Here is a 25,431-nt window from a genome sequence, read left to right on the forward strand (position 1 = left end):
CGGTTCGCGGGCGTGCCGGGGAGCCTCCTCGGCGCTTTGGCGCCTGGGGGTCTCCCCTGCCCCGTACTCCCGCGAGTCTTCGCACCTCCCTCTCCAATCAACAGCGTTAAAATAAACAATTGCCTAACAGCGCCTATTCTTTTAGTCTTGGTTTAGCTGGATCACAGTTTGGCATTTCTGTGTTGGTTGATTCTGCTAATTTCATGAGGTAATAACACTCTTCTCGTGACATATGGTCTGCCATTAGTGGTGAGAACGTACCAAGAGCTTGAGCACTTAGTTCTAATTCTTCAATTTCATGGAGGAAATTTCGAAATAATTTAATTTCTAAGACAGCATCTGAATTCATTTTATCCAAGGCTGGAAATGAGGTGATGTTCGTCCTTAAATAGCCAGCCAATTCAACTGCTTTTAAATAAAAATCTTCAAAATGCTTAGTATACAAATCACTTTTTTCTTTCAGCCTTTTTTCCACTCCGTCTAAATTGGAAGAAATCGCGCCTGCATGCCCGGCAGCATCCAATAACCAAACAAGATGATGATGAAGTTCATGATAAACTGGCGGAAGCTTGCCTGTTTTTAAGTGTGTTATGATCCGTAAATATTCTTCTAATTCATTGACCATATGATTAAGAAAAGTTGGAGAAAGATGGATTTTTATCCTACTAATTAAATGCCTTTTAAGTAAACTTAATTTAAATTCCCGGAGTTTTAGGACTTCTGTTTCAGCATTAGCCGTTAATTGTACTACATCTGCTGTTTTTACCTGCCCAAGAAGCGTATCAAAAGTTTGAATAAAGGCTGCCGCTTTTTCGATTTCCTCTTTTTCTACGGGTGCTAAAGCCTCTAGAATAAACCGGGAATGATCCCCTAATATTTGGAGCCAGAATCGATGCTCAAATCGTGCTGTTTTCTCAAAATCATCATTCATGATAATGCCCCCTCAGGTCAAAATACACATACCAATCTGATGTTATTCTGGCTGGTTACAATTTATGATAAAAAAATATGCCGGCAAACAAGGTTTACCGGCTTTTTTCAAAAATTATTTCACTGGTTTCTTAAGGAAACCGATTAAAAGCGCTGATACGACCGAGCCAATTAGAATGGCCATGGCATATAGTAATGCACCATTTTCTACTAATGGGACAACGAATATCCCGCCATGCGGAGCACGTAGTCCGATTCCAAATGCCATTGATAACGCTCCAGCAATGGCCGAACCTGCCATAACGGAAGGAATAACGCGTAGCGGATCTGCTGCAGCAAATGGAATTGCTCCCTCTGTAATAAAGGATAAGCCCATAACATAACAAGCCTTACCTGCATCTCTATCTTGGTCGTTAAATTTATTTTTAAAAATAGTTGTTGCGATAGCGATTGCGAGCGGCGGCACCATTCCTGCTGCCATAATTGCCGCCATTGGCTCATATACCCCACTTGCCAATAAACCTGTTCCAAAAACATACGCTGCTTTATTTACCGGACCACCCATGTCAAAAGACATCATCAAACCAAGAACAATACCTAACAACACAGCATTACCTGTTCCAAGACCTGTTAACCAAGCGGCAATTTCCTTGTTAATCCAAGCCACAGGATTATTAACGACATAGTGCATCAAAAACCCAGTAATCGCAATGCCTAACAAAGGATAAATCAAAATACTTTTAATTCCCTCAAGCGAACGTGGAAGGCCTGCAAATACTCTCTTTAAAAGAAGTACAATATATCCTGCAAGAAAACCGGCAATCAAACCACCAAGGAAGCCTGCTCCGCCATGAGCTGCCATCATACCGCCTACCATACCTGGAGCGAAACCTGGTCGATCGGCAATGCTTAGGGCGATAAAACCGGCAAGAACAGGGACGATAAGTGCAAATGCATTATCACCGCCAATTGCCTTGATTACTGCCGCAATTGGATTGTAGGATGGGTCATCCGGGTTAGCGGAATTATAACCAAACATAAAGCTGATGGCAATTAGAATACCACCGCCGACAACAAACGGAAGCATGTTGGAGACACCGTTCATTAAATGCTTGTAAAAGCCTGATCGTGGAGCTTTTTGTTCAGATGATTTTTCACTTTGGCCGCCATTTCCATTATAAATGGGAGCATCCTGTTTTACTGCACGGTTAATTAATTGTTCCGGACGGCGAATTCCATCAGCAACTGCAGCTTGAATCACATGTTTGCCTTTGAATCTTTCCATTTCCACATTGATATCAGCAGCAATAATGACCGCTGCAGCATTTTCAATTTCATCCTTCGTTAGAACATTCTTTGCGCCGCCTGAACCATTTGTTTCAACCTTAATGTCTACTCCCAATTCCGCAGCCTTTGCTTTTAAGGAATCTGCTGCCATATAGGTGTGCGCAATACCAGTTGGACAGCCTGTAACAGCAACGATAAGATCCTTCTTATTGGAAATAACCGTTTCCTGTTTATCTTCTTTATCAAATCGGTTAATCGTATCGATAACTTCCTCCGCTGAGGTTGCTTTTAAAAGCTCGTACCGTACTTCAGCTTTCATTAACATACCAGAAAGACGGGCCAATGCTTCCAAGTGTGTATTATTCGCACCTTCAGGGGCGGCAATCATGAAAAAAAGATGTGCTGGTTTCCCATCTAAGGATTCATAATTTACACCAGAAGCAGATTTACCAAATACAATAGCAGCTTCATTAACCGCTTTTGTTTTCGCATGAGGAATGGCAATGCCATCACCAACTCCTGTAGTACTTTGGCCCTCACGCTTTAAAATTGCTGCTTTAAATTCTGCTTGATCGTTGATTTTTCCAGCATTAAATAAGACCGAAACTAGTTGATCAATTGTCTTTTCTTTTTGATTGCCTTCGATATTTAATAGAATGGTATTCCGGGATAACAATTCAGTAATTTTCATTGCTTTTCTCTCCCTTAGAGAATTTCTTTTATTTGCACCTGCGAGAGGAGCTCTTCTACTTTTTCTTTAGTACATAATCCGAGTGAAAATGCCGTTGCACTTCCTGAGGCTACACTGTATCGAAATGCTTCTTTGAGGTCAGCTGTTCTCTCGTATGCTGCCAGGAATCCTGCCACCATCGAGTCACCTGCTCCAACTGAATTTTTAACCTCTCCTTTTGGCACTTCAGCCAAATAGGCAATGTTCTCACTTATCAATACAGCACCCTTTTCTGCAAGTGATACAATTACATTTTGGGCACCCATTTCAGCAAGTTTTTTTCCATATGGGATAACTTCCTCCGCTGAATCAAAAGCAGTGTCAAAAAGTTCGCCAAGTTCGTGATGATTAGGTTTGATTAAAAATGGTTTATAAGGAAGAACTTTTTTAAGCAGGTCTCCTTCAGCATCGACAACAAATTGTGCTCCTGTTTCCCCACAAATCTTCACTAGCTCTTCATATGTGGTTTCAGGTAAAGAGGAAGGAATACTTCCTGCCAAAACTAATAAGTCCGATGAGCCTAACTGGCGAATTTTATCCTTAAGCTGGTGAAAATCTAATTCTGTTATGTTAGGCCCCTTGGCATTAATTTCAGATTCTTGGCCTGTTTTCAGCTTGATATTGATCCGGGAATCTTCGGCCACCTTCACAAAGTCTGTTTCAATGTTTTCTTTATTTAGGTATTGCTCGATATATGCTCCAGTAAAACCGCCTATAAAGCCAAACGCTTTACTTTTCGCTCCATATTGTTTTAAAACCCTAGAAACATTAATCCCTTTACCGCCTGGAAACTTTGCTTCACTTACCGTTCGATTTAATTCCCCTAGACTAAAGCTTTCCAATTGAACAATATAGTCCACCGATGGGTTTAACGTTAATGTGTAAATCATGCAGTCACTACCTTTATGGATGTCTTATTTACATACTGATTTTGTGTTTCTTCCTCTAATTCATTAGTGATAATGGATGCTTCATGGATGTCAGCAATTTTCGCGAAAGATATTTCAGCAAACTTTGTATTGTCGGCTAAAACATATGCTTCTCTAGAAAGAGAAATCGCCTTCTGCTTAACCATTGCTTCCTCCTGATCGGGAGTTGTAAAGCCGAACTGCGGGTGAATGCCATTCACTCCCATAAAGCATTTGTCAAAACGATACAGGTCGAGACTGGCTAACGCTCCTCTTCCAATAAAAGCATTTGTATTCGGTTTTATTAGTCCACCGATTAGAAATGTGGAAATACCTTTATTTAATAACGGTTTTAAATGCATTAAACCATTGGTCACTACCACAATATTTTTAAGCGGTAAGAATTCAATCATTTCAATCACCGTTGAACCTGCATCAAGGTAAATCGAATCTCCCTCCTCCACCAAACTTGCCGCATACTTGGCAATTGATCGTTTTTCGTGAAGGTTTTTGGAGGATTTCTCACTCATGCTTGGTTCTTGGAGTTTGCCCTGTAATCTTGAAGCCCCTCCATGAATTCTCTTTAAAAATTTTTGTTCTTCCAATTGTGATAAATCCCTGCGGATTGTTGATTCTGATGTATTAGTTATGTCCATAATTTCCTGGATTTTCACGACACTTTTCTCCTTTAATAATTGGAGAATTATGCGATGTCTTTCTGGTGTTAACACATTATCACCACCTGAAATTTCTTTTCCTGCTTTAATATTACTGAAACCGATTGCAAAAATCAATCATTTTCTTTCAAAAACAATCAACTTATGATTGTTTTTGAAAGTTTTTGACATTTTATCATAATGACCAACAAAAAAAGCACCAGTCCTGTGGTGCTACTAAATATTATTTCACCAAAATAAGATTTAACTAGGATAACTTTTCGGCTTTTCAATAAAAATGTGTATAATAAAAAGGACTAATAAAAAACAAAGGATGATACCCTTGAACATTACTGGCCATACAGTAGAAAAACTAGAAGATCCATTCGGCTTATTATCTGGGGATCGCTACGAATTTTTCCTAGATTTAGATATTGATGAAGAGGATGAACTCTTTTCGGATAAAGGTGTAGGTTTAAAAGTCATTTTCGTCGTGGATCAAAATGAGGCAAAGCTTTCTACCTATCATTTTTACGAAAAAGGAAGCGAAAAGGTGCTGGACTTTGCCCTTGAGGAAGATGAGGAAGAGTTGGTTCTTACATATTGTAAAGAAAACGCTATAGAATAATAAAAAGCAGGGTATCATTTTACCCTGCTTTAAATCTGTTTACATAAAATTTTTACTATGATTATGAATGACCTGAAGCTCTTTTGTCGTTTGCCTCATTTCACTTTTGCATATTGGACAACGGGGCTCTTCACTGCTTTTAAAATTGTCGCGAATCCAGCATTTACAATCCTCTGAACTACAAACCCAAATTTTTGTTTCCTCTAATTTGATTTCTTCGTCATTTCTTCTACCAAATGCCACAACTTTCACCCCTTGTTTTTAGTACATAGAAAAATGAATATAGATAAAAAGGTGATGCCCTTACAGTGCATCACCCTTTTAATTAACAAAATTAAGCTTTTTGAACGTTAGCAGCTTGTGGTCCACGAGCGCCTTCAACGATTTCGAAAGAAACTGCTTGGCCTTCTTCTAATGTTTTGAAGCCTTCTGTTTGAATAGCTGAGAAGTGAACGAATACGTCTTGACCGCCTTCAGCTTCAATGAAACCGAAACCTTTTTCTGCATTAAACCATTTTACTTTACCGTTTTTCATGGATATTTACCCCCAACAATTTGTTCACTTTAAGTTAATTTTACATTTAAATAAAAAAGCCGCACTTGCACTTTTGGGGCAATAGACATCACCCACATCATTCGTGCAGTTACGACTACTTAATCCAATAAATATTTAACGAACATTAAAGCGTAATTTAATATTATACCCAATCCTGTCTTTTGTCAATCAAAATTACCTTTTATTAAAATCACCTTTTAAAAAAATCTCCATAAAGTTGACTGTGAATTTTTGAAAATCAGCATCCATTCCAATGTTATCTAAGGATTCTGGCGGTTCTTTTTCCGGTCGCGGACGAAAATCTGCGATACTTTTACCCTTTGCCGTTCCGAACTCCTCCACTCTTACTCTTCTGGGAATATATTTGACCAGATCGGGCTCCGTTAAAGCCATTAAGGGGACAACATCATGAAGGGGAGCCCCTTTAATACCAGGGATATTTTTTTGATAGGCTTTATAATAATAATCAAATGCTGGAACTATTAACGGTCTAAATGTGGTGGGGCTATTTTCACCTATAAACTGAATAACTTCGGGAGTTAAAAGGGCTTTATTGGTAATATTTAATGGATGTAAGTATATATTATGTGCTTTTTCCATGACGGTATTAGCAGCAATGGGATCGACAAAAAAATTGGCTTCCGCCTCAGCTGAAATATTTCCAGGGACTAAAAAAGCTCCTCCCATAATATAAAAGGCTGACACATCCTTTAATGCCTGGTTCCCATATAAAATAAACATTAATGCCAATTCTGTTAATCTTCCAACTGATACAATAATAATATTGTTTTTATATTGAGCGACAATTTCAAGGATTTTATTAATATCATATACCTTAACATTTTGGATAGTATCAGGAGGTTTAATAGGGCCCAATCCTTCCTGTCCATGAATCTCTGGATAATATCGCACTAATTCTCCGGATAATGGACCAGCAGTACCTGCAATAATAGGAATGTCCTCTCTGCCGCCAAGATTTAATAAATAAGCTGTATTTTTTATCGATTGCTCTTTTGGTGTATTTCCATAACCACTTACAATTCCTACTAGGTTTATTTTTGGATTTAGTAAGGCGTACATTATCGCAAAGGAATCATCGATTCCTGGATCGGCAATCATGAGTACATTATAGGCCATTACCACTCCCCCGTTTTCAATGATATACGAATACTATTAAAAAAGTATGCTGTCTATTTGTGTGCAAGAACGGAATGAAAAAAGCCGATTCGAAAAATTCGAATCGGTCACACATAATTCTATGCTTGTTTCTTTATTTTTACTGTCGTTTTCTTCTTTGGGGCAGAAGTTTTATTTGGCTTCGTTCGATCAATAGATGCCTGCAATGCTGCCATTAAGTCCGTTACATTGGAAGGAGCTTCCTTTGCTGCAGCTGTTACGGTCTCTTTTCCGTTCCGTTTTGATTCAATTAATTCCAACAATGCTGTTCGGTATTCATCGGTGTATTTTTCCGGTTCAAATTTGGAGGTCAATTGATCAATTAATAATATCGCCGTATCCAGTTCTTTTTTTGTTACCTTATCCTCTGAAGGTACATTTGGTACATCCCCTGCTTTACGAACTTCATCTGGATAATGGATGGTTTCCATCACTAATGTGTTTTCATATACACGAATCACGGCCATCTGTTCTTTTGAACGAATAATGATTTTGGCAAGACCCACTTTCTGTGATTCCTGAAGTGCTTTTCGCAGTAAAGAATAGGCTTTACCTCCCCCTTCATTTGGGGACATATAATAGCTTCTGTCAAAATAAATCGGGTCAATCTCTTCCATATTGACAAAATCAATTATTTCTACTGCTTTATCTTCGTTTTCCTTTCGCAGCTTCTCGAGGTCATCATGGTCGAGTACGACAAACTTTCCTTTTGTGTATTCATATGCCTTCACAATATCCTCTGGTTTTACTTCCTCCTCACACACTGAACAAATCTTTTCATACTTAATCGGGGCATGACATTTATTATGAAGGGTCCGAAGCTTAATATCTTTATCCTCTGTAGCCGTATGAAGCTTGATGGGAATATTGACAAGCCCAAAGCTGATACTTCCCTTCCACATCGTATGCATAACTTATTCTCCATTCTTTTTATTTTTATTGTTCGTTTCCACAGGCTAAACATTCCTTAAAACAATTGGAAATGGATGAAGTCAAAAAGATATAGCAAACTAAAAAGAAAACGAAGGGAAACGTTCAGATGAAACCTATGCTGCCAAGTTTGACCTTTGAGCTCCCGAATCAATCAGATTGGCTTTATGAGGTTAAATATGATGGGTTCCGTGCTATTTTGGATTGGACCTCAAGCGGGATTCAATTAACAAGCCGAAACGGAAAAACTTTATTGCCCCAATTCCCAGAAATCCGGGATTTTTTACTTCAGTATGAAAAACAATTCCAGCCATTTTTACCGCTTCAGATTGACGGTGAGCTGGTTTGGCTTGAAAATCCCTACAAAGCAAATTTTGCCGCAATTCAAGTTCGCGGCCGTTTAAAATCATCCAAAAAAATTACGGAACAGGCAAAATCCTCTCCTTGCCGCCTAATGGTCTTTGATTTGCTTTCCTTAAAAGGCAAATCTCTTTATACAACTGCCTTTCATAAACGAAAAGAGGAGCTTATGAAATTATTTCAAACAACGGGTCTGGCCCATGATCCCGGCCTGCGAAATGACTCGCTTCTTCAGCCCGTAATTGCTCATCAGAATTTTGATGAATTATGGGAAAAAGTTATTTTATATGATGGGGAAGGTATTGTTGCCAAACAAAAAAACAGCCTTTGGGAGGAAGGAAAACGTTCCTTACAATGGTTAAAATTTAAGAATTGGAAATATGTTACCTGTTTTGTCACCTCTTATGAGAAAACAAATGGGTACTTTTATGTTGGCGTTTATAAGGATAAAAAAATTGTAGGAATCGGCCAGGTACTGTTTGGGTTTAAACCGGAAGAGAAGCAGGCACTTCAGCAGACAATGAGACAAAATATGATTCGGGAGGATGGGCAATTTATCTATGTAGAACCTGCCATTTGTCTCGAGGTGAAATACTTAGAGTTATATGAAAACCAATTGCGTGAGCCTCATTTTGACCGTTTTCGCTTTGATGTCGAACCAGAGCAGTGTTCCTACGAAAAGTTCATGTTTGGCCAAAAAAATCTGCCAAATAACCTGGAAATTACACATCCTGATAAGCCCTTATGGGATAAACTCGAAATTCGGAAAGCAGATTATATTCTTTATTTACGTGAGGTTTCACCTTATATGCTCCCATTTTTACATAACCGTTTGTTAACGGTAATCCGTTATCCACATGGCATGTTCGGCGAAGCCTTTTATCAAAAAAACTGCCCTGAGTACGCTCCTGAGTTTGTTCAAACCCATTTAACAGATGGAATCGACTATATTCTTTGCAATAATCTTAAAACCTTGATATGGCTTGGAAATCAAATAGCGATCGAATTTCATGTTCCCTTTCAAACGATAAACAGCAAGGGCCCAAGTGAAATTGTTTTCGATTTGGATCCTCCTTCTCAAGATGAGTTTCATTTGGCAATTAGAGCAGCTTTATTTATCAAAGAAGTACTTGATCAGTTAAATTTGATTGGTTTTATCAAAACGTCTGGCAACAAAGGGCTGCAAATTTACCTGCCATTGCCTGAAGGGGAATTTACTTATGAGGATACAAGACTGTTTACCAGCTTTATTGCTGAATATTTAATCTCAAAGGATCCAGATTCGTTTACGATTGAAAGAATGAAAAAAAATCGAGGAAATCGGTTATACGTGGATTATGTGCAGCATGGGGAGGGTAAAACCATTGTCGCACCTTATTCAATGCGGGGAAATCAACACGCTGGGGTGGCAACACCGCTCTATTGGGAAGAAGTAGATGAAAAACTCGATCCAAAAATCTTTACTATGCAAAATGCCTTTGCTCGAATTCGCAAACAAATCGACCCCTTTAAGAATTATCAGCAAACGAAGGCTATTCAGCCCTTTGCACCAGTGCTGGAAGTTTTAAAAAAAGGAACTGCAAAAAAAGGATAAGGAGATTCCCTTATCCTTTCAATGTTTCGTGTATAAATTGCTGGGCATCAGTTTGAAGCAATTCGTATGCATTTTGCTCCGTTAAGACGTTTCTTTCGGTCACTGAAAATGACTCTTTATCCAGATCAATCTTGACTGTCCCTGTAAAAAGGTATGTCGCATTTCCAATCAAGTCAATGTAATAGGTTCCGTTGTCATTATGGACAATACATTGAACTCGTCCGCCATTATTATAGACCTTTATCGTCTGTTCGAATTCATTTATCCCTTGTAAGCAAGTGACTAAAGTGGAAGCAGACATCGCGGTACCGCAGGCATTTGTAAAACCAACGCCCCGTTCAAAGGTTCTGACATAAATGGAACCTGTCTCGAGTGGTTTAACAAAACTAACATTGACTCCGTCAGGAAACAATTCATTGGGACCATTTACTTTTTCACTTAGCTCTTTTTGAATATCAAGCTGCAGCTGGTCTTTATCAACGATCGTAATTAAATGTGGATTCGGTACTGCAAGAGCCGTAAACTTTAATTCATTTGAAAGTTCCTCAATTTTTTCGTTCCGTAATGTAGCTTGATTTAAATTCAACGGCAGTGCAGACAAATCGAACAGGACTGGAGAAATTTCCACTTGATAGGTATGAACCTCCGGAACCAGCTCCTTTTGTTTACTTACCTTCAAATCTGCTTTCATTGTTTCAACGACTGCTTCATTTAGCCCCTTTAGTTCACAAATATATCGGGCAACAAGACGAAGACCATTTCCACACATGGAGGCTTCAGACCCATCCGCGTTGAAGACCCGCATTCTCCCATCAGCATGGCCACTTTTCATCACAAAAAGGATCCCATCCGCCCCTAATGCTGATTCCCGATTACATAATAAACGTGCAAGATTTGCTCTCTCATCTTCCGAAAAACTATAATTATTGGTTATTTCATCGATAATGAGAAAATCATTCCCAGAACCATGACCTTTGATAAAATTAATGTCCAAATTCATTACCCCCACAATAGCATTATATTTTATCATATCATCTTTCGACAAAGAATTCATGAATTAAAAATGCCATCCCCAGAAGCTTGTCCCTTTCGGAATTAAGCTCTCTTAAGGTAAGCACAGGGGTATTAGGATTTGGAAACAATGGACTCCATTCAAACGGCATCCAGCCTCTTCTAAGGCGCCCTAATTGTTTATTATTTTTATTAATAACTTCCTCATCCATAAAAACAGAAGAGCCTTTCACAGCGCCAATCATTCTGCCCGATTTGTCGAGCAATACTTTCTTTACTTTCTTCCATGGATGTTTCTTAATTTCGAGACAGCCTAGGTGGTTTTGGTTTTGATCATATACATTTATCGTAATCATCATTCTTCTTTTAACCTGATAAAAACCAATTACTTCCTCCTTTGCATTATAGAGAGCATAAGTTTTCCGCTTGTATTTTTTAATACTGCCCGCTAAATAACCATTAGGAAAATAGAGCTGTAATTCTGGTGATTGCGTATTCATAAAAAGCACCAATAATTCACTCGCATCAAATAAAGAATAGGCAGTGCTTTTAGAGTGAGACATGTTCCGAGCAATAGCAATCGACTGATGAATTTTAAAAAGATAGAATTGAAAACTAAAAAAACTATAAATAATAAATGGAAGGGTTAATAGCATCATCTGCTGATTTTTAACAAAAGAAATATTTCCGAAAACAATTAAGCAGGCGGGTAACAGAGCTGCAATACTACCATTTAAGTGGATTTTGGCGGCATCACGGTAATATTCGTATATTTTCATTTTGAAAACCCCTTATCGATTCCTAGTTCTAGTTTATTTATCAACTATTAAAAAAATGATAGGAGATTTCAATTTTAATAGATAAAAAAGAAGAGTCCGATAAAGACCCTTCTTATTGGTGAATATATTTTAAGATAGACTCTATTGAGTTTTTGGCATCGTGGTAGCCCTGATTATAGAGCTCCTCCAGTTTACTTGGATTTCTTTCCATTCGGCCAACCTTAAGCGGCTGGGTAGGACGAATAATCAGCACCCTGCCTTTTTTCTCTTCTTCCTCGAGATAGGCAACCGTTTCATTATAAACCTGATATCGTTCCCTAAGCGATTGTTGCAATCCTTTATACTCAGGATACTTCCGATCAACAACAAAGTGAAATTTCGAAGGCTTTTTCAAATAGCCTGAATTTCGAGTTAATACAACCACATTTTTCAAAAAACCATCCTGCTGGGCTTTTTTTATGGGAATGGGGTCGGTAATCCCGCCATCCAGCAGAATTTTATCCTTAAATTTTACTTCCGGTGCAATAAACGGCAGAGAACTTGAGGCACGTAATACCTTTAAAAAGTCCTTCCCGTACTCTTGTTTGTTAAAATAGACAGGCTGACCAGTCATACAATCTGTTGTTCCGACGACAAATTCGCTTGAACCGTTATAGAAGGTTTCATAATCGTATGGGACATGCTGGTTAGGAATCTCATCGAAAATAAAATCCATCCCAAAAAATTGACGATTCTTAAAATAATTTTTCCATGAAATATATCTGGGATCAGAAGCATATTCAATTGTTACAGTCTTATTTCTTCCTTTTTGCTTCGACAAATAGGAAGCTGCATTACATGCACCAGCAGAAACGCCGATAACATAAGGAAAAAACAGTTCCTGCTCTAAAAAGTATTCAAGGACCCCAGCAGTATAAACTCCACGCATCCCGCCGCCCTCTAAAACCAAACCGACTTGATTTATCAAACTGCTTCTTCCTTTCATCCATAGCTGTTACAATAATAGACATTATAAGATATCTGCACCTATTCTCAAAACGAAATGACTCTGCTACGCAGCAAGCTCTTTTTTCCGAAAAATCATAACACTTAATGCCAACAGAATGATGATACAGACTCCGGCCAACAATCCTGCTGGGAAAAGATACTCCGAAACTCCTTTATCTAATAAAATTTCATTAGCATAAGACGTTAATTGAGCCGGGCTCCATTGAAGCCAGCGAGATAAAGTGCTTGACACTATACTCACAATAATAACAACAGCTAATGAGATAAAACCAGCCGTTCCCGACGTTCTAAGCATAGAACTAAAAAATACAGTTACAGTTAATATAAACGTAAACCACAAGGCATAAAAGAAATAGGCCTGCAAAAATTCACCAAACGGAACCCAATCAAATAATAAACCTGTATAATACCATGTTGTTAGACAGCCGATAAAAAAAGATAGCCACATTAACAATACTCCCCCAGCCCATTTTGATGTGACAAAGGAAGTAAATGAAACCGGCTTTACCAAAATCATCGCAGCAACACCGCTTTTTCTTTCAGCAGCTATAATCCCCATGGTTGAAAGAACAATTATTAAAACACCGAGACTGGTGTATTCCCCCAATCCTTGCATAATTACCTCACGGGCCGTCGGCGTTGGAATTTTAATGACAGCACCTTCAGGCAAGCCCCCAAGCGAATCAATGATTTGCGGCATGTAATATGAGATTATTGGCTTCTGAACACCAATTAAGACAAAAGTAATTGGCATCCAAATCCATTTAAAGTTTCTCCACATTTCTAACAGCTCTTTTTGCAAAAGCGTCATCCACTGGCTCATTTCCTCACCACTTTCATAAAAACATCTTCTAGTGTCATGCTGCTAAGTTCAAATTTTTCAAGCGGCCAGTTTTTCTCTAAAATTTCCTGCAAAAAGATTTGTCTTGCACGCTCCATATCCTTAACGAATACACTGTTCCGTTTGCCATCAATTTTCACTGATTGAGTTAATTCATGATTGGCAAAATAATTTTCAATTACCTTCGATTTGGATTTAAAAATAAAGTCAATTTTTGCTTGCTGGTGGCGGTCACGAAGTTCATTCATTGTCCCGGACTCCACGATTTCTCCATTATGTAAGAACAATATCTCGTCACAAACCTCTTCGGCATCATTTAAAATATGGGTGGAGAATAGAATGGTTGTCTCTTTCTTTAACCCTTCTAACAGATCCAATACTTCCCTTCTGCCTAATGGGTCAAGAGCAGATACAGGTTCATCAAGCATAATCAACTCTGGACTGTGAATAAGTGCTTGGGCAATACCTAATCGTTGTTTCATCCCCCCGGAGTATTTTCCAACTCTGCGATTTTTAGCATCTATAATTCCAACAAGCTGCAATAGTTCTATGGCTCGTTCTTTCGCCTGTTTATGCTTTAATCCTGCAAGCTTGCCAGCATAGATTAGGAATTCAAGCCCTGACATCCATTCATAAAAAACGGGAAATTGCGGAAGATAACCAATGAAATGGCGAATGTCCTCACCTTTTTTGGCATCGGTAAAAGTAATCGTGCCGGAAGTGGGTGCCATTAAGCCGGAAAGCATTCTTAGTGTTGTTGTTTTTCCAGATCCATTCGGTCCCAAAAGAGCAATGCATCTTCCTTTTTCTAAGGAAAAATCAAGTCCCTTAATCACTTCCGTGCCTTGAAAACTCTTTTTTAATCCGGATATTTGAATAAGGGACATTAGTTATTTCTCCTTCCAATCACAAAATAAAGGATTGGACCAATAATATTTACAAATAAAATAATGATGGCCCATAGCCATTTTGGACCATTGGTTTTTTCAATCCTTACTAAATCAATAATAGAAACAATTAATAAAATAAGCTGAATAATGACGATTGGCAATAAAATCGGTGCATATTGGGCTATAGCATCCATGTTATTTCCCCCTTTGCTTTCTATAAATACATTTATATGACGTTTGAACTATAAAAACGTTCAAAAAACCCGGCAAATTTTTTTGCCGGGTTCACCATAAAAAATTATTTAAGCACTCGGAAAATAAGCGGAAATTGATATTGATTACCCTCGTATGCTTTCACGGCTGCAATAATCGTGAAAATAAAAGCCGCAATGCCCACTGCCCATAATAAGAAAACGCCAATTAACACTAATACTAAAATTCCGGATATGACAGAGTATACAAAATAAGAAATAGCAAAGTTAAAATATTCTTTTCCATGATAATCGATGAATGATGATTCATCTTTCTTAATTAACCAAATAATTAAGGGCCCTAATATCGGAAAAAATAAACTTAACACATATAGCCCTGCAGCCATTAACCTTTCTTCACTCTTTACCACTTTTATTTCCCCCATTGAAAAGTTTTTTTCTCTCTACCTTACTATTTACGCAGTACATTTTTAAAGGTTTCATTAACCACAACAATTTCCGCTCTTTTTTAGAAAAAGCCGAAAATTCCCTACTTTTCCTTAGGCACACTAGTTGGTAAAATAGATAAAATAATATTATTCAGTTACAGAAAGGTTAAATTATGACTAACATACTTTTAAAAAATGCAACAATTTACCCGATAACATCTAAACCGATCAAATACGGTGATGTTCTAATAGAGGAAGGGAAAATTAAAAAAGTTGGAAAAAATATCGTTACCAATTCAAACGTTAAAATCATGGACTGTAGTGAATTATTTCTTTTTCCTGGCTTTATAGATGTTCATACTCATTTAGGACTTTATGATGAGGGTACGGGTTGGGCAGGTAATGATGCTAACGAAACGGCTGAAGCGCTAACTCCCCATATTCGTGCAATGGACGGCGTTTATCCATTAGATCCCGCTTTTTCAGATGCGATTAAAAACGGCATCACCACGGTCCACATTATGCCAGGAAGTGCGAATGTAATCGGTGGAACTACTTCCGTCATTAAAACATCTGGAAAAAATATCAAAAAAATGATTGTCCAAGATATAGCCGGATTAAAAATTGCTTTAGGTGAAAATCCGAAAAGGATACACAGCCACGGCAATAGTGACTCCATTACTCGAATGGGGATCATGGGGATGCTTAGGGAGGCCTTTTACCAAGCGATTCATGCTGATAACCCTGATGACCTAAGAATTAGTCCATTAGTTATGGCATTAAAAAGAGAGATTCCTGTTCGAATACATGCTCACCGTGCTGACGATATCATCACAGCTTTACGATTTGCAGAAGAATTTAATTTGGACTTACGAATTGAGCATTGTACCGAAGGACATTTAATAGCGGAAGAACTTGCTGGAATTGGTTTAAAAGTGTCAGTCGGTCCGACCCTGACAAGAAGGTCAAAGGTGGAATTAAAGAACAAAACCTGGAAAACTTATCAAGAATTGACTAATCATGGTGTTGAAGTATCGATAACGACCGATCATCCCTATACCCCAATCCAATACTTAAATATATGTGCTGGCATCGCCAATCGCGAAGGGTTACCCGAGCAAAAGGCACTTGAGGGTATTACGATTAATCCGGCAAGAAATTTAAAAATAGATCAGCATGTTGGCAGTATCGAAGAGGGGAAAGATGCTGATTTGGTGTTATGGAGCCATCATCCTTTCCATTACTTAGCAAAGCCAAAATGGACGATGATTGCTGGTGAAATGATTTATTCAGACCTGTAGAAGATTGTTGAAAATTGGAATAAAATCTTGTTGAAAATGTGTTAAAAACCTATTTCTTTTTTTGATTATTTTTAGTATCATACATTAAGTAAGTCTGTTTAAGACCTGAAAAATTTGGGGGTTTTTTGGACATTTCGGTTTAACAAAAAAAATGATATAGGGAAGGCAAATGGTGCGCCACCAGTTTTTCTGGTTCTAGTGGGTTCGATTCCCACCCCGAAATTTTTTACGCAACTTTATAAAAAATTTCGAGGGTGGGCCGCTTCTTTTGACATGGGATCGGTATGCCCTAATGGAGGGATAATCATGCTAAAGAAACGTGATCTACATGACAGCCATACATTATATGAACTAATGACGCATCCAGATGTCTTCCCTTTCGTTCGCCAAAAAGCGGCTTCCTATGATGAATTTTTATTTATCACGAAACAAACTATTGAAGCAGAAGAGCGTGGGGAATTAATTTCCCGGACTATTCTTGATGAGTGGGGCACTCCAATTGGAACCATCAATTTGTTCGACATTGAAGGGAATGCCGGTTTTTTAGGCACATGGCTTGGGAAGCATTATCATGGGCAAGGCTATAATAGCCCAGCAAAAGAGGCCTTTTTTCAAGAACTCTTTTATGAGTTAGGGATTGAAACTGTTTTTATGCGGATTCGAAAAGTTAATATTAGGTCTATTAAGGCTGCAGAAAAACTTCCTTATGTTATAAAAGCGAATGAATCAAGAAAATCACTTTATGATCAATTGAATGCAAATGAAGAAGTATATGATATATATGAAATTCCAAAAGACTTGTATACGCTGCATTTTCTCAGAAATGGATCTTCTCAAGACGATTCTTCACATTTATTGGAAGCATAAAAGCAATCGGTTAAAAACTGATTGCTTTTTTATTTATATTAAACTAAATTGTTGATTTCCGCTCCAATCAACTTAGTTTTAATTAAAAAGACCAGAGCGAAAATTACGCCCTAGTCATTCATTTTAAAATAAAGTAATATTATTAATCCGTTACATTTTGTTCCAGCGATTCATTTACATCGCTAATTCCCATTTGGAGCAAAAATTCTTCTAATTCCTCATTGGTTAATGTTTCAAAACGGCCATCATGAAAAAATATTTGAGTTTGATTAGGATTAATTCTATTGATATTAAAACTCATTTTCTTTGCTCCTTTCAACGATGATTATTTCCTATTATCCACAAAATAACCGCGTTTAATTCCTGAAGATAACATGTTTTAACAATAAAAAAAGACCTGAATTTTATAACAGGTCTTAGATCTTATGTATTTTGCCAAGGACGTCTGTCCCGCCGGTGACTGGTATGATACTTCCTGTTATAAAATCAGACTTTTCATCTGCGAGAAAGGCAATGACTCTTGCTATATCTTCACCTGTCCCCTGCCTTCTATTGACAGTATTTAGAGTGGCTGACAACGCTGCTTCTGCTATTTTCTTTTCCTTCCATTCGTTAATGATATCTCCTGGACTAACCATATTGGCAGTTATTCCGTTCTCTGCTTCTTCAATTGCGATCGTTCTCGTAAGTGAGGCTAATCCTGCCTTGGCAGCCGCAAACGCGGAACGATACACCCAGCCAGGTGCGGTTTCGACACGGTCAAACCCAAGTGTAATAATCCTTCCCCATTTTTGTTGTCTCATTCCAGGAATCAACAGCTTTGACAAGTAAAAAACAGCACTCAAATTTCCTTGCAGCAGGTAGTTCCATTCCTCGAAGGCATATTCAGTCATTTTCTTTCTCTCATGTATATACGGTCCGGCATTATGTACAAGCACATCTACAGTTTCATATTCAGAAAGAATTTGATCAACCATTCGGATACAATCTTCTTTATTTGCAACATCCCCTTGTACAGCGGTGTTTTTTGTCCCAAACGTTTCAGATAAACTTTGTGTCAACAAAACAGCTTCTGATTCACTTGTACGATAATTAATTACAACCTGATATCCTTTTTCTGCAAGCAGATAGGCAGTCATTTTTCCGATGCCTGAGGCTCCGCCTGTAATTAAAGCCGTTTTTATTTTCACGACCATTACCTCACTATTTATAAAATTTCTCTCTTTACTATATGTTAAAAAGATTCATTTATATATGCAAATTTTAAACAAATGTGCCCTTAAACGATAGCACAAGTTTTAATAACGGATGGGCGAGTGTTTGCATAGTATGAGTGTGAGATATCAATAAAAAGGATGTGACAGGATGCAGACTGTAATCAACATTTTCAGCTTGAAAATTAACAGTGTCTCTAACAATGGGTCTGTCAACATCGGTGAAGCCCTTCATAATGCACATACCGCCAATACAAAATCCCAGGGTCAAAATACTGCTTATGGTGATTTTGCACCGCCTAACGCCGCAATGGAAAACGTCTTTATAGATCCTGATGTCAATGATATGGGAGATATCGCAAATCCGTCGAACGTCTTTAGTAATCCGAGTTAAAGGACTGAAAACAATGCCTTTTCAGATAAATGTTTTTAACATTAAAACCAATTCAATTGCTAATAATGCCAATATATCTTTAGGACCTTCTGTCCAAAACAGCCATACAGCGAACCAAAAATGGATCGGTGCGAATTTGGCACTAGGAGATTTATCTCCTTCAAGCTCTGCTTCCTTTAATGGATTCGTTGATCCTGACGTTAGTGATCAGGACCAAATCGCTAACCCATCATTCCCGATTACGAACCAATTTTAATTATAGAGAGGTTGAAACAACATGTTTCCTTGGAATATATTCCCTTTTAATAAAGACATGAAAGATTCAATGAAAAATATGAAGCCTGAAGAGATTGAAAATTTTGTCCAGGATCTAATGCGAAAAATTATGCCCCAAAACATGATGGGAATGATGAATCCCCAGGATCTAATGAACGGCTTTCAATCTTCCGTTACCCAGCAACCTCAAATGACAGGAGTGTTAAATTCAGCTGCCTTTGAAACACATGATTTTGTTTTTGTGAGGATTCCGATTAAAAGTGAAGAATGGCTTAAACAACTCCGCATTTATCACACGTCGAACAAATTGATTGTTGAACATATTCCTGAGCAGGAAGATAAACATACCATTACCTTGCCGGCAATTGTCCGCAAGAAAGGGGCAGCAGCCAATTATAAGGATGGAGTCCTAGAAATTAAAATTCCTAAAAATATTGATATGCAATATTCCCAAATCGACGTGACAGAAATCTTATAGGCGTCGATTTTTTTTGCATGTTTTTGACAAGGAAAAATAAGATGAGAATAGGGATGATTAAAATGGGGTGGTATGATGGAAGTCGATAAATTAAAAAAATGGCTGGATGTGGCCCAGCAATTTCAATCTGAGAAATTTTGGAATCAAATTTTTAATGAAACTAATAGACCATCTTCAAACAACAATCAATCCTTAAATCCCCTATCGGCCGTAAATGAATTTTCCCCTAAATGTGATTTATACGAAATGGAAAATGAACTTATTGTTGAAGCCGAAATACCAGGCTTAGACAGGGATTCTCTCCAAATCTCCGTGCAGCAGCAGGTCTTGACAATAAAGGGAGAATTTAAAGTCTTACAGCAAAATCGAAAATATTATCTGAAGGAACGAGCAAGCCGTTCATTCAAAAAGGAATTAATATTACCTTATCCGATATTCGTTCATAAAATAAAGTCTGAACTTCGCAATGGTGTGTTAACCTTGTCCATGCCGATGAACCGTGAGGAAGTCGAGGATATCCCTATCACCTTCGATCAATCCAATCCTGAATAGAGGGCTTTTATGCGATTTCTATTTCGCTTTTTTATCTCCAAAAAAGCTTTTTCACAAAAAATCACGGAATTAGAAAAAAAGATATCCATGCTGGAAGCCAATTTACACGAATCCAAATCTTCCCCTGATGAAACCATCCAAAAAGAAAACCAGCCTACCATTAAAATTGAACACCTTCAGGTTGATAAAATCATTATTGAACATTTAGATTATGCCAATAACTTTGGTCAATTGGGAATTAAGGATTTATCAGGTAAATTAAATATTGGCACAAGCTATGAAGGTGATCTTACTAAATTAGTCGATGAAAAAATTGCAGAAAAGCTTTCAAAACAGGCTAAGGTAAACCTAAAAGCTAAAAAAGAAGATTAAAGACAGCCATCGCGGCTGTCTTTTAATGTCCCTCCATGTTCATACCTTCCATGGAATCTTCCGCGTTTGGATCCTCTTTTTCACTAGGAGTTCCGACAACAAATTCTTTTTTTGGCATATTGTGCATATCTCTTGCGGTAACATGTGAAACGATATAATATGTACCTTCTTGATCAAACGATTTCTCCAGACGGTAAATTCCGTTCTTCGGGTTTTTAATCGCGATTTTTTGGTGCTTTTCATCTTTCGAACGCCAAATCTCGAATATCACTTCATCAGCATCATTAACCGCTTCCTTTCCTTGAGTAACTTTAGCTTCAAAAGTGACAGGCTGATTTAATTTTGCCTGTTCTGGATTGATTGTTAAATTGACTTCCACCATTTCTGGCAGATCAGATGATTGCTCCTGTTCTTTACTGCAGGACACAGCAACAATCAGGAAAAGAATAGAAATAATACCGATTACAAGCTTTTTCATTATAGGTCACTCCTAATTTAATTCTTCCATCATTTCAATATGAAGCGCGATTAACTGTATTTTAACTTCCTCCGCAATATTAGAATCGGCAACTCTCTTAGTGGCGGAGTAATATTTTTCATACTTGCCTTTCCTTATTCTAGGATGGGAGTTCTCGTCTAATAGCTCCCTTTTAATGGACTCACGTATAATTTCTTCACTGTTTTTTTCGCCTGTTGCTAATATCCGGTTGTTCCAAAGCGAGCGATATTGTTCTAATAAAGCATCAAAATTTATAGGCAAAGATTTCCCTCCTCTTTCCTGCCATTGCCATTGTTACATATTTACTATCATTATTGCAAAAAATAAATTTTAACAATATGTAGAAAGGAGAAAACTATGTCTACGCCTTATAAATGCCCAAATTGCAAAACAAATCGAAGCCGCTTTAATATTATTCAACAAGTCTCTCATTCCGTAAAGCTTGACCCTCATTCAGGTGCGGTTGTCCGTGAATATGGTGAAAATGAATTAGAGCCGTTTCACATCCCATATAATGGACCTGAATATCGGATTCAATGCGGTGCATGCGGCTTGATTGAGGAAGAACGTACCTTTATAAAATTTGGTGAGCAGCCAATATAAGCGAAAAACACCTTATATTTTAAGGTGTTTTTCGCTTATTTAAGGCTGTTTTCTTTTAAAAAATCCTCAGAATCCACTTTCCAAGCTTCTGCGGGGGAATAGCGAATTAAGTGAATGTTTCCATTAAATGATTGACTTCCCCTATTCTTAATAAACCAATCCACTACAACTGGTACATCTAAACTAATTTCCTCCGTTAAATCCTCTGGGGGCAGCTCCTCCATTCTGGAAATTCTAACATTTTCGACTTTGTCTAAAATAGGCTTCCACTTAATTTTTTGCAGGGAGGCCTCAGCAGTTATCTGTCTATCTTGCTGTTTAAAGCCAGCTATGTAGGCATTTATTACATCATATGGATTTGCTTTTCCTAAATAATCATCTAGTTTCCCAGAGGCCTTTAACACCATGAGCATATGCGATAAGTCCATTGAGTTGGTCCGATGGGTTGTACTGCCAAAAAAATGAATACAAAAATGTCCTGGAAAATTATTCTTAAGTGCTCCTGCTCCATGAGGCATTCCGTGCATAGAAGCCCCGATCCATTGGTCTTTATGCATTACGATAATCGCACGACGTTTCCAGCTCCATTTTCCCCCATAGATTTTTTTCATGATTTTTGTATCTTTGGCGGTTAAGGGCTGTACATCTGCATGATGACTGCCTGCCCGGCGTTGTACTTTAAATTGTTTCCCCGTTTCAATGTCCATGACAGTAAATTTGGTGTATTTAGGCAAAATGTGATTGACTTCTTTCCAATTTAACATTTCTATTTTATAGCTAATATCTGTGGCAGCTTGAACACCTTGTCCATGCAGGAGGATGACAATTAATACGAAAAATATCGATACTCTCTTCATGAAATCCCCCCTTAATGTGAATTTTTCTACATTAAAAGAGTTACCTGAAGAAGAAATTATCATTCATGGATTTAACGATTTTTCTTTTCATTTTCAAGGATAAAAAGCTGTGTTTGAATTTGCGGCCAATCGATATTCTCCCCAATGAATACAAGATTTAACGGTAAATTCATATATTCCTTGATATACAAGGGCATGCCATAGGAAAATTGAAAAAGAAATGGATGGTCTGAATAATCAAACTTGATATATCCTTTAATTCGATAAACCGTATCAGGCAAACCTCGCAAAAACTTTTCAAATTCAGTTTGGCTTATTGATGTAGTAAATTGGTAAACAAACGTGGTTAGATGTAAAGGAATCTTCAGCGACTCTTTATTGAACGAAACTGAAAGATTTCTAAGTTGTGCGATGGAAACCTGTGAGTAATTCGTCAGGAGGCATCTTGCCATTGAATTAACAGCTTGCATTTCAAAAGTAATATTCGCCTGCTGGCCCTCTGTTAGTTCATTCATTTTATTAATGAGAATGAAATCTGCATGCCTTACTTGTTCAAGGATAAGCTGCTGCAGCTGCGGACTTAGTGACTTTCGGTTGAGCCATCTTGTACCGTCTACAGTAGTAATGATCCCTTTTATGTTAAGTTTATCAGCAAACAATGGAGAAAGAATTGCGTCTAAAACCTCTACAGGATGAGCAGCCCCGGTTGTTTCAATATAGATAACCTCTGGTTTCTCATCTAATAACAATCCTTGCAGCTGTGCCTCAAGCTTGTCCTGAATCGAGCAGCAAATGCAGCCGCCTAACAATTCCTTCAATGACACATCATTTTCATCAATGGCATCCGAATCAATCGAGACCTTTCCAAGCTCATTCATCATCACTGCTACTTTTCTTCCAGATTTCTGTTCATCTTCAAGCAAGCGTTTTAACAAGGTTGTTTTGCCGCTTCCTAAAAATCCAGATAATATATAAACCTCAGCTTTTTTCATCAAAATTTCCCTTCTTACCTTTTAAGATTCTTATATTATTATAACTGAAAAAGCGGATGAAAAAATCATCCGCTTTTAAAAAGGTTCAATGCTTCTTTGATAAGAACCGGTGCTAATGCAGCTAGTTCTTCAACTGATTTGTCAGCATTAACTAAAAAATTCTCGACCTTTTTATTCGTTTCCTCAGATAATCCAGCCGAATCTTTTATTTTTTGAAAAACGGAATCCACTTCAGACTTAAATCCGATATGTAAAAACGAATTTAGAGGACCGTAGCCCAAAATGGAAAATAAAATTACAGCTATGCATAGCTTTCTCATGGATCTAATACTTCCTTCCATTCATTTACTTTCCATTTTAGGATAGAACCTTAAGAGATATACAGGCCCAAATAAAAAAACCGACTCCTTATGGAATCGGGCATTGTCAGCTATTTCATTCTGCCTTTTAATACTTCAACTGCCTTTTGCAATTGAGTATCACTCGTTTTAATTTTTTCTCTTAACAGGTCCATTAGCTTCAAGGTAGCATCACCTTTTAGCACCCCATTTTCTGGGAGTTTCTGTGCTTTTTGGAATGCGATAACAGCAGCTTTCGTTTTTTCGTCATAAAAGCCATCCTCGCGCCCTGGATCGTACCCAATCGCTTTAAGCATTTTTTGCGCTGTTTGAACCTCAGTTGAAGAAGTAGAAAGCGCTAGTTCTTTATCAGGATTAATAATTGGCAATGTTGCATATTCAGGTAAGGCTACTTCGTAATCTGGTTTAATTCCTTTTTTATGAATCCAATTACCGTTTGGTGTCAGCCATTTTGCGATGGTGAATTTTAAGTTGGAACCATCCGCAAAATCTGAAGCAGTTTGAACTGTTCCTTTACCAAATGACTTTTCTCCAACTAACGGAACACCAGCAGATTCTTTAACGGCTGCGGAAAGAATTTCAGAAGCACTTGCGCTTCCCTTGTCAATCAAGACAACTAACGGAAGGGTAGGATTACCCTTATTTTCAGAAGGAATTTCGGTAATTTTACCGTTACGGTCTTCTTCTTTAACGATAACTTTTCCTTTTGGGACGAACATACTGGAGATTGTTACAGCTTGATCTAATAATCCTCCAGGATTTTGCCTTAGGTCTAGTACAAGCCCCTTCATACCCTTCTTTTGTAAGTCATTCAGCGTCTTAACAAGCTCGTTTGATGTATTACTGGAGAAACTGGTAATTTGGACTTTGGCAATTTGGTCATCCACCATTTCGCCATAAACGGTTTCAATCGGTATCTCATCTCGAACAATTGGTACGCTCATTGGAGCAGTGGTGCCAGGTCTTTGAATAGACAATTCAACCTTCGTACCCTTTTTACCGCGAATCATTGTCACCGCTTGGGTTGAATTCATACCCTGAAGGCTCTTTCCATCCACAGATAGAATGATGTCATTTGGTTTTAAGCCCGCTTTTTCAGCAGGTGATCCTTTGATCGGTGAAACGATTGTAATATGGCCATCTTTTTCTTGAATTTCTGCACCAATACCTTCGAATGACGAGGAAATGCTGCTATGAAAGCTCTTCGCTTCATCTTTACTCATATAATCTGAGTAAGGGTCATCAAGAGCTTCAACCATACCGTTGATGGCCCCATTGATCAGCTTATTTTGACTTGTTCCTTTGTAGTACTTATTTTTCAATGTATCATAAGCTTCATATAGCTTATTAAATTCCTGCCTATCATTGGCAGCCGGCACAACCTTTTCTTTGCCAAACGAGAAGGCAACAGTTGTAATTCCAGCAGATAGAAAAACGATAAAAAACAAAAGCATAATAAAATGGAATTTCTTGAATCGGATATAGCTTGACCTATTATCCGTCATTTGCTCCTGTTCAACCTTTTCCAGGTCTTTTTTCTCTTCCTCCAAAGCCTTCACCACTTTCATTAACCATAAAAAATAAGAAATGTCCAAGTTAAAGCATTTTTAATTTTAACCCTTAGTGTTTAGAATAACATCTTTTTAATAAAATTAACAAAGAAAATGTAAAGAAAATAGAGCAAATGCTTAAAAGCTTTAAAAAAGCACCTGCCAAAAGGAAGGTGCCGTTGACATATTTATT

At 37.8% G+C, this 25,431-nt stretch carries 33 protein-coding genes; 10 read left to right on the forward strand and 23 right to left on the reverse strand.

Going from position 1 to position 25,431, the window contains the following annotated elements; genetic code table 11:
- Positions 1–133: 133 nt before the first annotated feature.
- The 4 genes from LC455_RS19300 to LC455_RS19315 form a co-directional block, all read right to left on the reverse strand.
- Entirely contained in the window at positions 134–931 is a 798-nt protein-coding gene (locus LC455_RS19300; protein ID WP_223593172.1) for a DUF2935 domain-containing protein, read from the reverse strand.
- Positions 932–1,045: 114 nt separating this feature from the next.
- Positions 1,046–2,908, reverse strand: a complete 1,863-nt coding sequence (locus LC455_RS19305) for a PTS fructose transporter subunit IIABC (protein WP_223593173.1) — start codon at positions 2,906–2,908, stop codon at positions 1,046–1,048.
- 14 nt (positions 2,909–2,922) lie between these two features.
- Complete coding sequence (gene pfkB / locus LC455_RS19310) at positions 2,923–3,837, reverse strand: 1-phosphofructokinase (RefSeq protein ID WP_223593174.1); 915 nt, start codon at positions 3,835–3,837, stop codon at positions 2,923–2,925.
- Complete coding sequence (locus LC455_RS19315; protein ID WP_223593175.1) at positions 3,834–4,586, reverse strand: DeoR/GlpR family DNA-binding transcription regulator; 753 nt, start codon at positions 4,584–4,586, stop codon at positions 3,834–3,836. Before LC455_RS19315 ends, pfkB begins: the two co-directional genes overlap by 4 nt.
- Before the next feature lie 259 nt (positions 4,587–4,845).
- Between LC455_RS19315 and LC455_RS19320 the strand changes: the two genes are divergently transcribed.
- Positions 4,846–5,139 carry a DUF6509 family protein gene (locus LC455_RS19320; protein WP_223593176.1) on the forward strand — a complete coding sequence of 98 codons (294 nt, stop codon included), beginning with the start codon at positions 4,846–4,848 and terminating at the stop codon, positions 5,137–5,139.
- Positions 5,140–5,178: 39 nt separating this feature from the next.
- Here LC455_RS19320 and LC455_RS19325 read toward each other — a convergent pair whose 3' ends face one another.
- The 4 genes from LC455_RS19325 to ku form a co-directional block, all read right to left on the reverse strand.
- Positions 5,179–5,382 carry a cold-shock protein gene (locus LC455_RS19325; RefSeq protein ID WP_223593177.1) on the reverse strand — a complete coding sequence of 68 codons (204 nt, stop codon included), beginning with the start codon at positions 5,380–5,382 and terminating at the stop codon, positions 5,179–5,181.
- 91 nt (positions 5,383–5,473) lie between these two features.
- Entirely contained in the window at positions 5,474–5,674 is a 201-nt protein-coding gene (locus tag LC455_RS19330) for a cold-shock protein (RefSeq protein ID WP_223593178.1), read from the reverse strand.
- Positions 5,675–5,869: 195 nt separating this feature from the next.
- Positions 5,870–6,832, reverse strand: coding sequence for a nucleoside hydrolase (locus LC455_RS19335; protein ID WP_223593180.1), 963 nt, complete (start codon positions 6,830–6,832; stop codon positions 5,870–5,872).
- Between the two features lie 119 nt (positions 6,833–6,951).
- On the reverse strand, positions 6,952–7,782 hold the full coding sequence (ku, locus tag LC455_RS19340) for a non-homologous end joining protein Ku (protein ID WP_223593181.1): 831 nt from the start codon (positions 7,780–7,782) through the stop codon (positions 6,952–6,954).
- A gap of 128 nt (positions 7,783–7,910) precedes the next feature.
- Between ku and LC455_RS19345 the strand changes: the two genes are divergently transcribed.
- Complete coding sequence (locus LC455_RS19345) at positions 7,911–9,755, forward strand: DNA ligase D (RefSeq protein WP_223593182.1); 1,845 nt, start codon at positions 7,911–7,913, stop codon at positions 9,753–9,755.
- Positions 9,756–9,765: 10 nt separating this feature from the next.
- Here LC455_RS19345 and dapF read toward each other — a convergent pair whose 3' ends face one another.
- The 7 genes from dapF to LC455_RS19380 all read right to left on the reverse strand — a co-directional run bounded on the left by dapF (position 9,766) and on the right by LC455_RS19380 (position 14,906).
- Complete coding sequence (dapF, locus tag LC455_RS19350; protein WP_223593184.1) at positions 9,766–10,749, reverse strand: diaminopimelate epimerase; 984 nt, start codon at positions 10,747–10,749, stop codon at positions 9,766–9,768.
- 37 nt (positions 10,750–10,786) lie between these two features.
- Positions 10,787–11,545 (reverse strand): hypothetical protein, encoded by a 759-nt coding sequence (locus LC455_RS19355; RefSeq protein ID WP_223593186.1) that lies wholly within the window; start codon positions 11,543–11,545, stop codon positions 10,787–10,789.
- Positions 11,546–11,657: 112 nt separating this feature from the next.
- A complete protein-coding gene (locus LC455_RS19360) occupies positions 11,658–12,512 on the reverse strand; it encodes a patatin-like phospholipase family protein (RefSeq protein WP_223593188.1) in 855 nt (284 codons plus the stop codon).
- 84 nt (positions 12,513–12,596) lie between these two features.
- The gene (locus tag LC455_RS19365; protein ID WP_223593189.1) at positions 12,597–13,376 is read right to left on the reverse strand and encodes an ABC transporter permease; all 780 of its coding nucleotides are present in this window, start codon (positions 13,374–13,376) and stop codon (positions 12,597–12,599) included.
- On the reverse strand, positions 13,373–14,281 hold the full coding sequence (locus LC455_RS19370; RefSeq protein ID WP_223593190.1) for an ABC transporter ATP-binding protein: 909 nt from the start codon (positions 14,279–14,281) through the stop codon (positions 13,373–13,375). Before LC455_RS19370 ends, LC455_RS19365 begins: the two co-directional genes overlap by 4 nt.
- Positions 14,281–14,478 (reverse strand): PLD nuclease N-terminal domain-containing protein, encoded by a 198-nt coding sequence (locus tag LC455_RS19375; RefSeq protein ID WP_223593191.1) that lies wholly within the window; start codon positions 14,476–14,478, stop codon positions 14,281–14,283. The genes LC455_RS19370 and LC455_RS19375 overlap by 1 nt, the downstream gene beginning before the upstream one ends.
- Before the next feature lie 104 nt (positions 14,479–14,582).
- Positions 14,583–14,906, reverse strand: coding sequence for a DUF4870 domain-containing protein (locus tag LC455_RS19380; RefSeq protein WP_223593192.1), 324 nt, complete (start codon positions 14,904–14,906; stop codon positions 14,583–14,585).
- Between the two features lie 191 nt (positions 14,907–15,097).
- Here LC455_RS19380 and LC455_RS19385 point away from each other — a divergent pair, with 191 nt between their 5' ends.
- Positions 15,098–16,225 (forward strand): amidohydrolase, encoded by a 1,128-nt coding sequence (locus LC455_RS19385; protein ID WP_223593193.1) that lies wholly within the window; start codon positions 15,098–15,100, stop codon positions 16,223–16,225.
- Between the two features lie 306 nt (positions 16,226–16,531).
- Positions 16,532–17,092 carry a GNAT family N-acetyltransferase gene (locus LC455_RS19390; RefSeq protein WP_223593194.1) on the forward strand — a complete coding sequence of 187 codons (561 nt, stop codon included), beginning with the start codon at positions 16,532–16,534 and terminating at the stop codon, positions 17,090–17,092.
- 142 nt (positions 17,093–17,234) lie between these two features.
- Here the strand turns inward: LC455_RS19390 and LC455_RS19395 are convergent, their stop codons facing one another.
- Together LC455_RS19395 and LC455_RS19400 are read right to left on the reverse strand one after the other, a co-directional pair.
- Positions 17,235–17,393 (reverse strand): hypothetical protein, encoded by a 159-nt coding sequence (locus tag LC455_RS19395; protein ID WP_223593195.1) that lies wholly within the window; start codon positions 17,391–17,393, stop codon positions 17,235–17,237.
- Positions 17,394–17,508: 115 nt separating this feature from the next.
- Positions 17,509–18,282 carry an SDR family oxidoreductase gene (locus LC455_RS19400; RefSeq protein WP_223593196.1) on the reverse strand — a complete coding sequence of 258 codons (774 nt, stop codon included), beginning with the start codon at positions 18,280–18,282 and terminating at the stop codon, positions 17,509–17,511.
- A gap of 175 nt (positions 18,283–18,457) precedes the next feature.
- On the opposite strand from LC455_RS19400, the gene LC455_RS19405 reads away from it, so the two are divergent.
- The 5 genes from LC455_RS19405 to LC455_RS19425 all read left to right on the forward strand — a co-directional run bounded on the left by LC455_RS19405 (position 18,458) and on the right by LC455_RS19425 (position 20,378).
- Positions 18,458–18,700: a spore germination protein gene (locus LC455_RS19405; protein ID WP_223593198.1), complete on the forward strand. Its 243-nt coding sequence runs from the start codon at positions 18,458–18,460 to the stop codon at positions 18,698–18,700.
- Positions 18,701–18,713: 13 nt separating this feature from the next.
- Entirely contained in the window at positions 18,714–18,956 is a 243-nt protein-coding gene (locus LC455_RS19410) for a spore germination protein (protein ID WP_223593199.1), read from the forward strand.
- A 21-nt stretch (positions 18,957–18,977) separates the two neighbouring features.
- Positions 18,978–19,454 (forward strand): Hsp20/alpha crystallin family protein, encoded by a 477-nt coding sequence (locus tag LC455_RS19415; RefSeq protein ID WP_223593200.1) that lies wholly within the window; start codon positions 18,978–18,980, stop codon positions 19,452–19,454.
- Between the two features lie 72 nt (positions 19,455–19,526).
- On the forward strand, positions 19,527–20,006 hold the full coding sequence (locus LC455_RS19420) for an Hsp20/alpha crystallin family protein (RefSeq protein ID WP_223593201.1): 480 nt from the start codon (positions 19,527–19,529) through the stop codon (positions 20,004–20,006).
- A 9-nt stretch (positions 20,007–20,015) separates the two neighbouring features.
- Positions 20,016–20,378 (forward strand): hypothetical protein, encoded by a 363-nt coding sequence (locus tag LC455_RS19425; protein WP_223593202.1) that lies wholly within the window; start codon positions 20,016–20,018, stop codon positions 20,376–20,378.
- Between the two features lie 22 nt (positions 20,379–20,400).
- On the opposite strand, the gene LC455_RS19430 is transcribed toward LC455_RS19425, so the two are convergent.
- Positions 20,401–20,856, reverse strand: a complete 456-nt coding sequence (locus LC455_RS19430) for a FixH family protein (protein WP_223593203.1) — start codon at positions 20,854–20,856, stop codon at positions 20,401–20,403.
- Positions 20,857–20,868: 12 nt separating this feature from the next.
- Positions 20,869–21,138: a hypothetical protein gene (locus LC455_RS19435; protein ID WP_223593204.1), complete on the reverse strand. Its 270-nt coding sequence runs from the start codon at positions 21,136–21,138 to the stop codon at positions 20,869–20,871.
- Between the two features lie 96 nt (positions 21,139–21,234).
- Here LC455_RS19435 and LC455_RS19440 point away from each other — a divergent pair, with 96 nt between their 5' ends.
- Positions 21,235–21,480, forward strand: coding sequence for a DNA alkylation repair protein (locus LC455_RS19440; protein WP_223593205.1), 246 nt, complete (start codon positions 21,235–21,237; stop codon positions 21,478–21,480).
- 35 nt (positions 21,481–21,515) lie between these two features.
- Here the strand turns inward: LC455_RS19440 and LC455_RS19445 are convergent, their stop codons facing one another.
- The 4 genes from LC455_RS19445 to LC455_RS19460 all read right to left on the reverse strand — a co-directional run bounded on the left by LC455_RS19445 (position 21,516) and on the right by LC455_RS19460 (position 25,256).
- On the reverse strand, positions 21,516–22,337 hold the full coding sequence (locus LC455_RS19445; protein ID WP_223593206.1) for a hypothetical protein: 822 nt from the start codon (positions 22,335–22,337) through the stop codon (positions 21,516–21,518).
- Between the two features lie 71 nt (positions 22,338–22,408).
- Positions 22,409–23,329 (reverse strand): CobW family GTP-binding protein, encoded by a 921-nt coding sequence (locus LC455_RS19450; protein WP_223593208.1) that lies wholly within the window; start codon positions 23,327–23,329, stop codon positions 22,409–22,411.
- A gap of 65 nt (positions 23,330–23,394) precedes the next feature.
- The gene (locus LC455_RS19455) at positions 23,395–23,649 is read right to left on the reverse strand and encodes a hypothetical protein (RefSeq protein WP_223593210.1); all 255 of its coding nucleotides are present in this window, start codon (positions 23,647–23,649) and stop codon (positions 23,395–23,397) included.
- Positions 23,650–23,759: 110 nt separating this feature from the next.
- Positions 23,760–25,256: a S41 family peptidase gene (locus tag LC455_RS19460; RefSeq protein ID WP_440446414.1), complete on the reverse strand. Its 1,497-nt coding sequence runs from the start codon at positions 25,254–25,256 to the stop codon at positions 23,760–23,762.
- Positions 25,257–25,431: the final 175 nt, after the last annotated feature.

This window comes from Neobacillus bataviensis (assembly GCF_019969725.1).

Excerpts from the sequence above, each read along its gene's own strand:
- LC455_RS19300 (WP_223593172.1), bottom strand. The coding sequence starts at position 931 with ATGAATGATGATTTTGAGAAAACAGCACGATTTGAGCATCGATTCTGG.
- LC455_RS19305 (WP_223593173.1), bottom strand. The coding sequence starts at position 2,908 with ATGAAAATTACTGAATTGTTATCCCGGAATACCATTCTATTAAATATC.
- pfkB (WP_223593174.1), bottom strand. The coding sequence starts at position 3,837 with ATGATTTACACATTAACGTTAAACCCATCGGTGGACTATATTGTTCAA.
- LC455_RS19320 (WP_223593176.1), top strand. The coding sequence starts at position 4,846 with ATGATACCCTTGAACATTACTGGCCATACAGTAGAAAAACTAGAAGAT.
- LC455_RS19330 (WP_223593178.1), bottom strand. The coding sequence starts at position 5,674 with ATGAAAAACGGTAAAGTAAAATGGTTTAATGCAGAAAAAGGTTTCGGT.
- LC455_RS19335 (WP_223593180.1), bottom strand. The coding sequence starts at position 6,832 with ATGGCCTATAATGTACTCATGATTGCCGATCCAGGAATCGATGATTCC.
- ku (WP_223593181.1), bottom strand. The coding sequence starts at position 7,782 with ATGCATACGATGTGGAAGGGAAGTATCAGCTTTGGGCTTGTCAATATT.
- LC455_RS19345 (WP_223593182.1), top strand. The coding sequence starts at position 7,911 with ATGAAACCTATGCTGCCAAGTTTGACCTTTGAGCTCCCGAATCAATCA.
- LC455_RS19355 (WP_223593186.1), bottom strand. The coding sequence starts at position 11,545 with ATGAAAATATACGAATATTACCGTGATGCCGCCAAAATCCACTTAAAT.
- LC455_RS19365 (WP_223593189.1), bottom strand. The coding sequence starts at position 13,376 with ATGAGCCAGTGGATGACGCTTTTGCAAAAAGAGCTGTTAGAAATGTGG.
- LC455_RS19370 (WP_223593190.1), bottom strand. The coding sequence starts at position 14,281 with ATGTCCCTTATTCAAATATCCGGATTAAAAAAGAGTTTTCAAGGCACG.
- LC455_RS19375 (WP_223593191.1), bottom strand. The coding sequence starts at position 14,478 with ATGGATGCTATAGCCCAATATGCACCGATTTTATTGCCAATCGTCATT.
- LC455_RS19385 (WP_223593193.1), top strand. The coding sequence starts at position 15,098 with ATGACTAACATACTTTTAAAAAATGCAACAATTTACCCGATAACATCT.
- LC455_RS19390 (WP_223593194.1), top strand. The coding sequence starts at position 16,532 with ATGCTAAAGAAACGTGATCTACATGACAGCCATACATTATATGAACTA.
- LC455_RS19395 (WP_223593195.1), bottom strand. The coding sequence starts at position 17,393 with ATGAGTTTTAATATCAATAGAATTAATCCTAATCAAACTCAAATATTT.
- LC455_RS19405 (WP_223593198.1), top strand. The coding sequence starts at position 18,458 with ATGCAGACTGTAATCAACATTTTCAGCTTGAAAATTAACAGTGTCTCT.
- LC455_RS19410 (WP_223593199.1), top strand. The coding sequence starts at position 18,714 with ATGCCTTTTCAGATAAATGTTTTTAACATTAAAACCAATTCAATTGCT.
- LC455_RS19415 (WP_223593200.1), top strand. The coding sequence starts at position 18,978 with ATGTTTCCTTGGAATATATTCCCTTTTAATAAAGACATGAAAGATTCA.
- LC455_RS19420 (WP_223593201.1), top strand. The coding sequence starts at position 19,527 with ATGATGGAAGTCGATAAATTAAAAAAATGGCTGGATGTGGCCCAGCAA.
- LC455_RS19425 (WP_223593202.1), top strand. The coding sequence starts at position 20,016 with ATGCGATTTCTATTTCGCTTTTTTATCTCCAAAAAAGCTTTTTCACAA.
- LC455_RS19430 (WP_223593203.1), bottom strand. The coding sequence starts at position 20,856 with ATGAAAAAGCTTGTAATCGGTATTATTTCTATTCTTTTCCTGATTGTT.
- LC455_RS19440 (WP_223593205.1), top strand. The coding sequence starts at position 21,235 with ATGTCTACGCCTTATAAATGCCCAAATTGCAAAACAAATCGAAGCCGC.
- LC455_RS19445 (WP_223593206.1), bottom strand. The coding sequence starts at position 22,337 with ATGAAGAGAGTATCGATATTTTTCGTATTAATTGTCATCCTCCTGCAT.
- LC455_RS19450 (WP_223593208.1), bottom strand. The coding sequence starts at position 23,329 with ATGAAAAAAGCTGAGGTTTATATATTATCTGGATTTTTAGGAAGCGGC.
- LC455_RS19455 (WP_223593210.1), bottom strand. The coding sequence starts at position 23,649 with ATGAGAAAGCTATGCATAGCTGTAATTTTATTTTCCATTTTGGGCTAC.
- LC455_RS19460 (WP_440446414.1), bottom strand. The coding sequence starts at position 25,256 with ATGAAAGTGGTGAAGGCTTTGGAGGAAGAGAAAAAAGACCTGGAAAAG.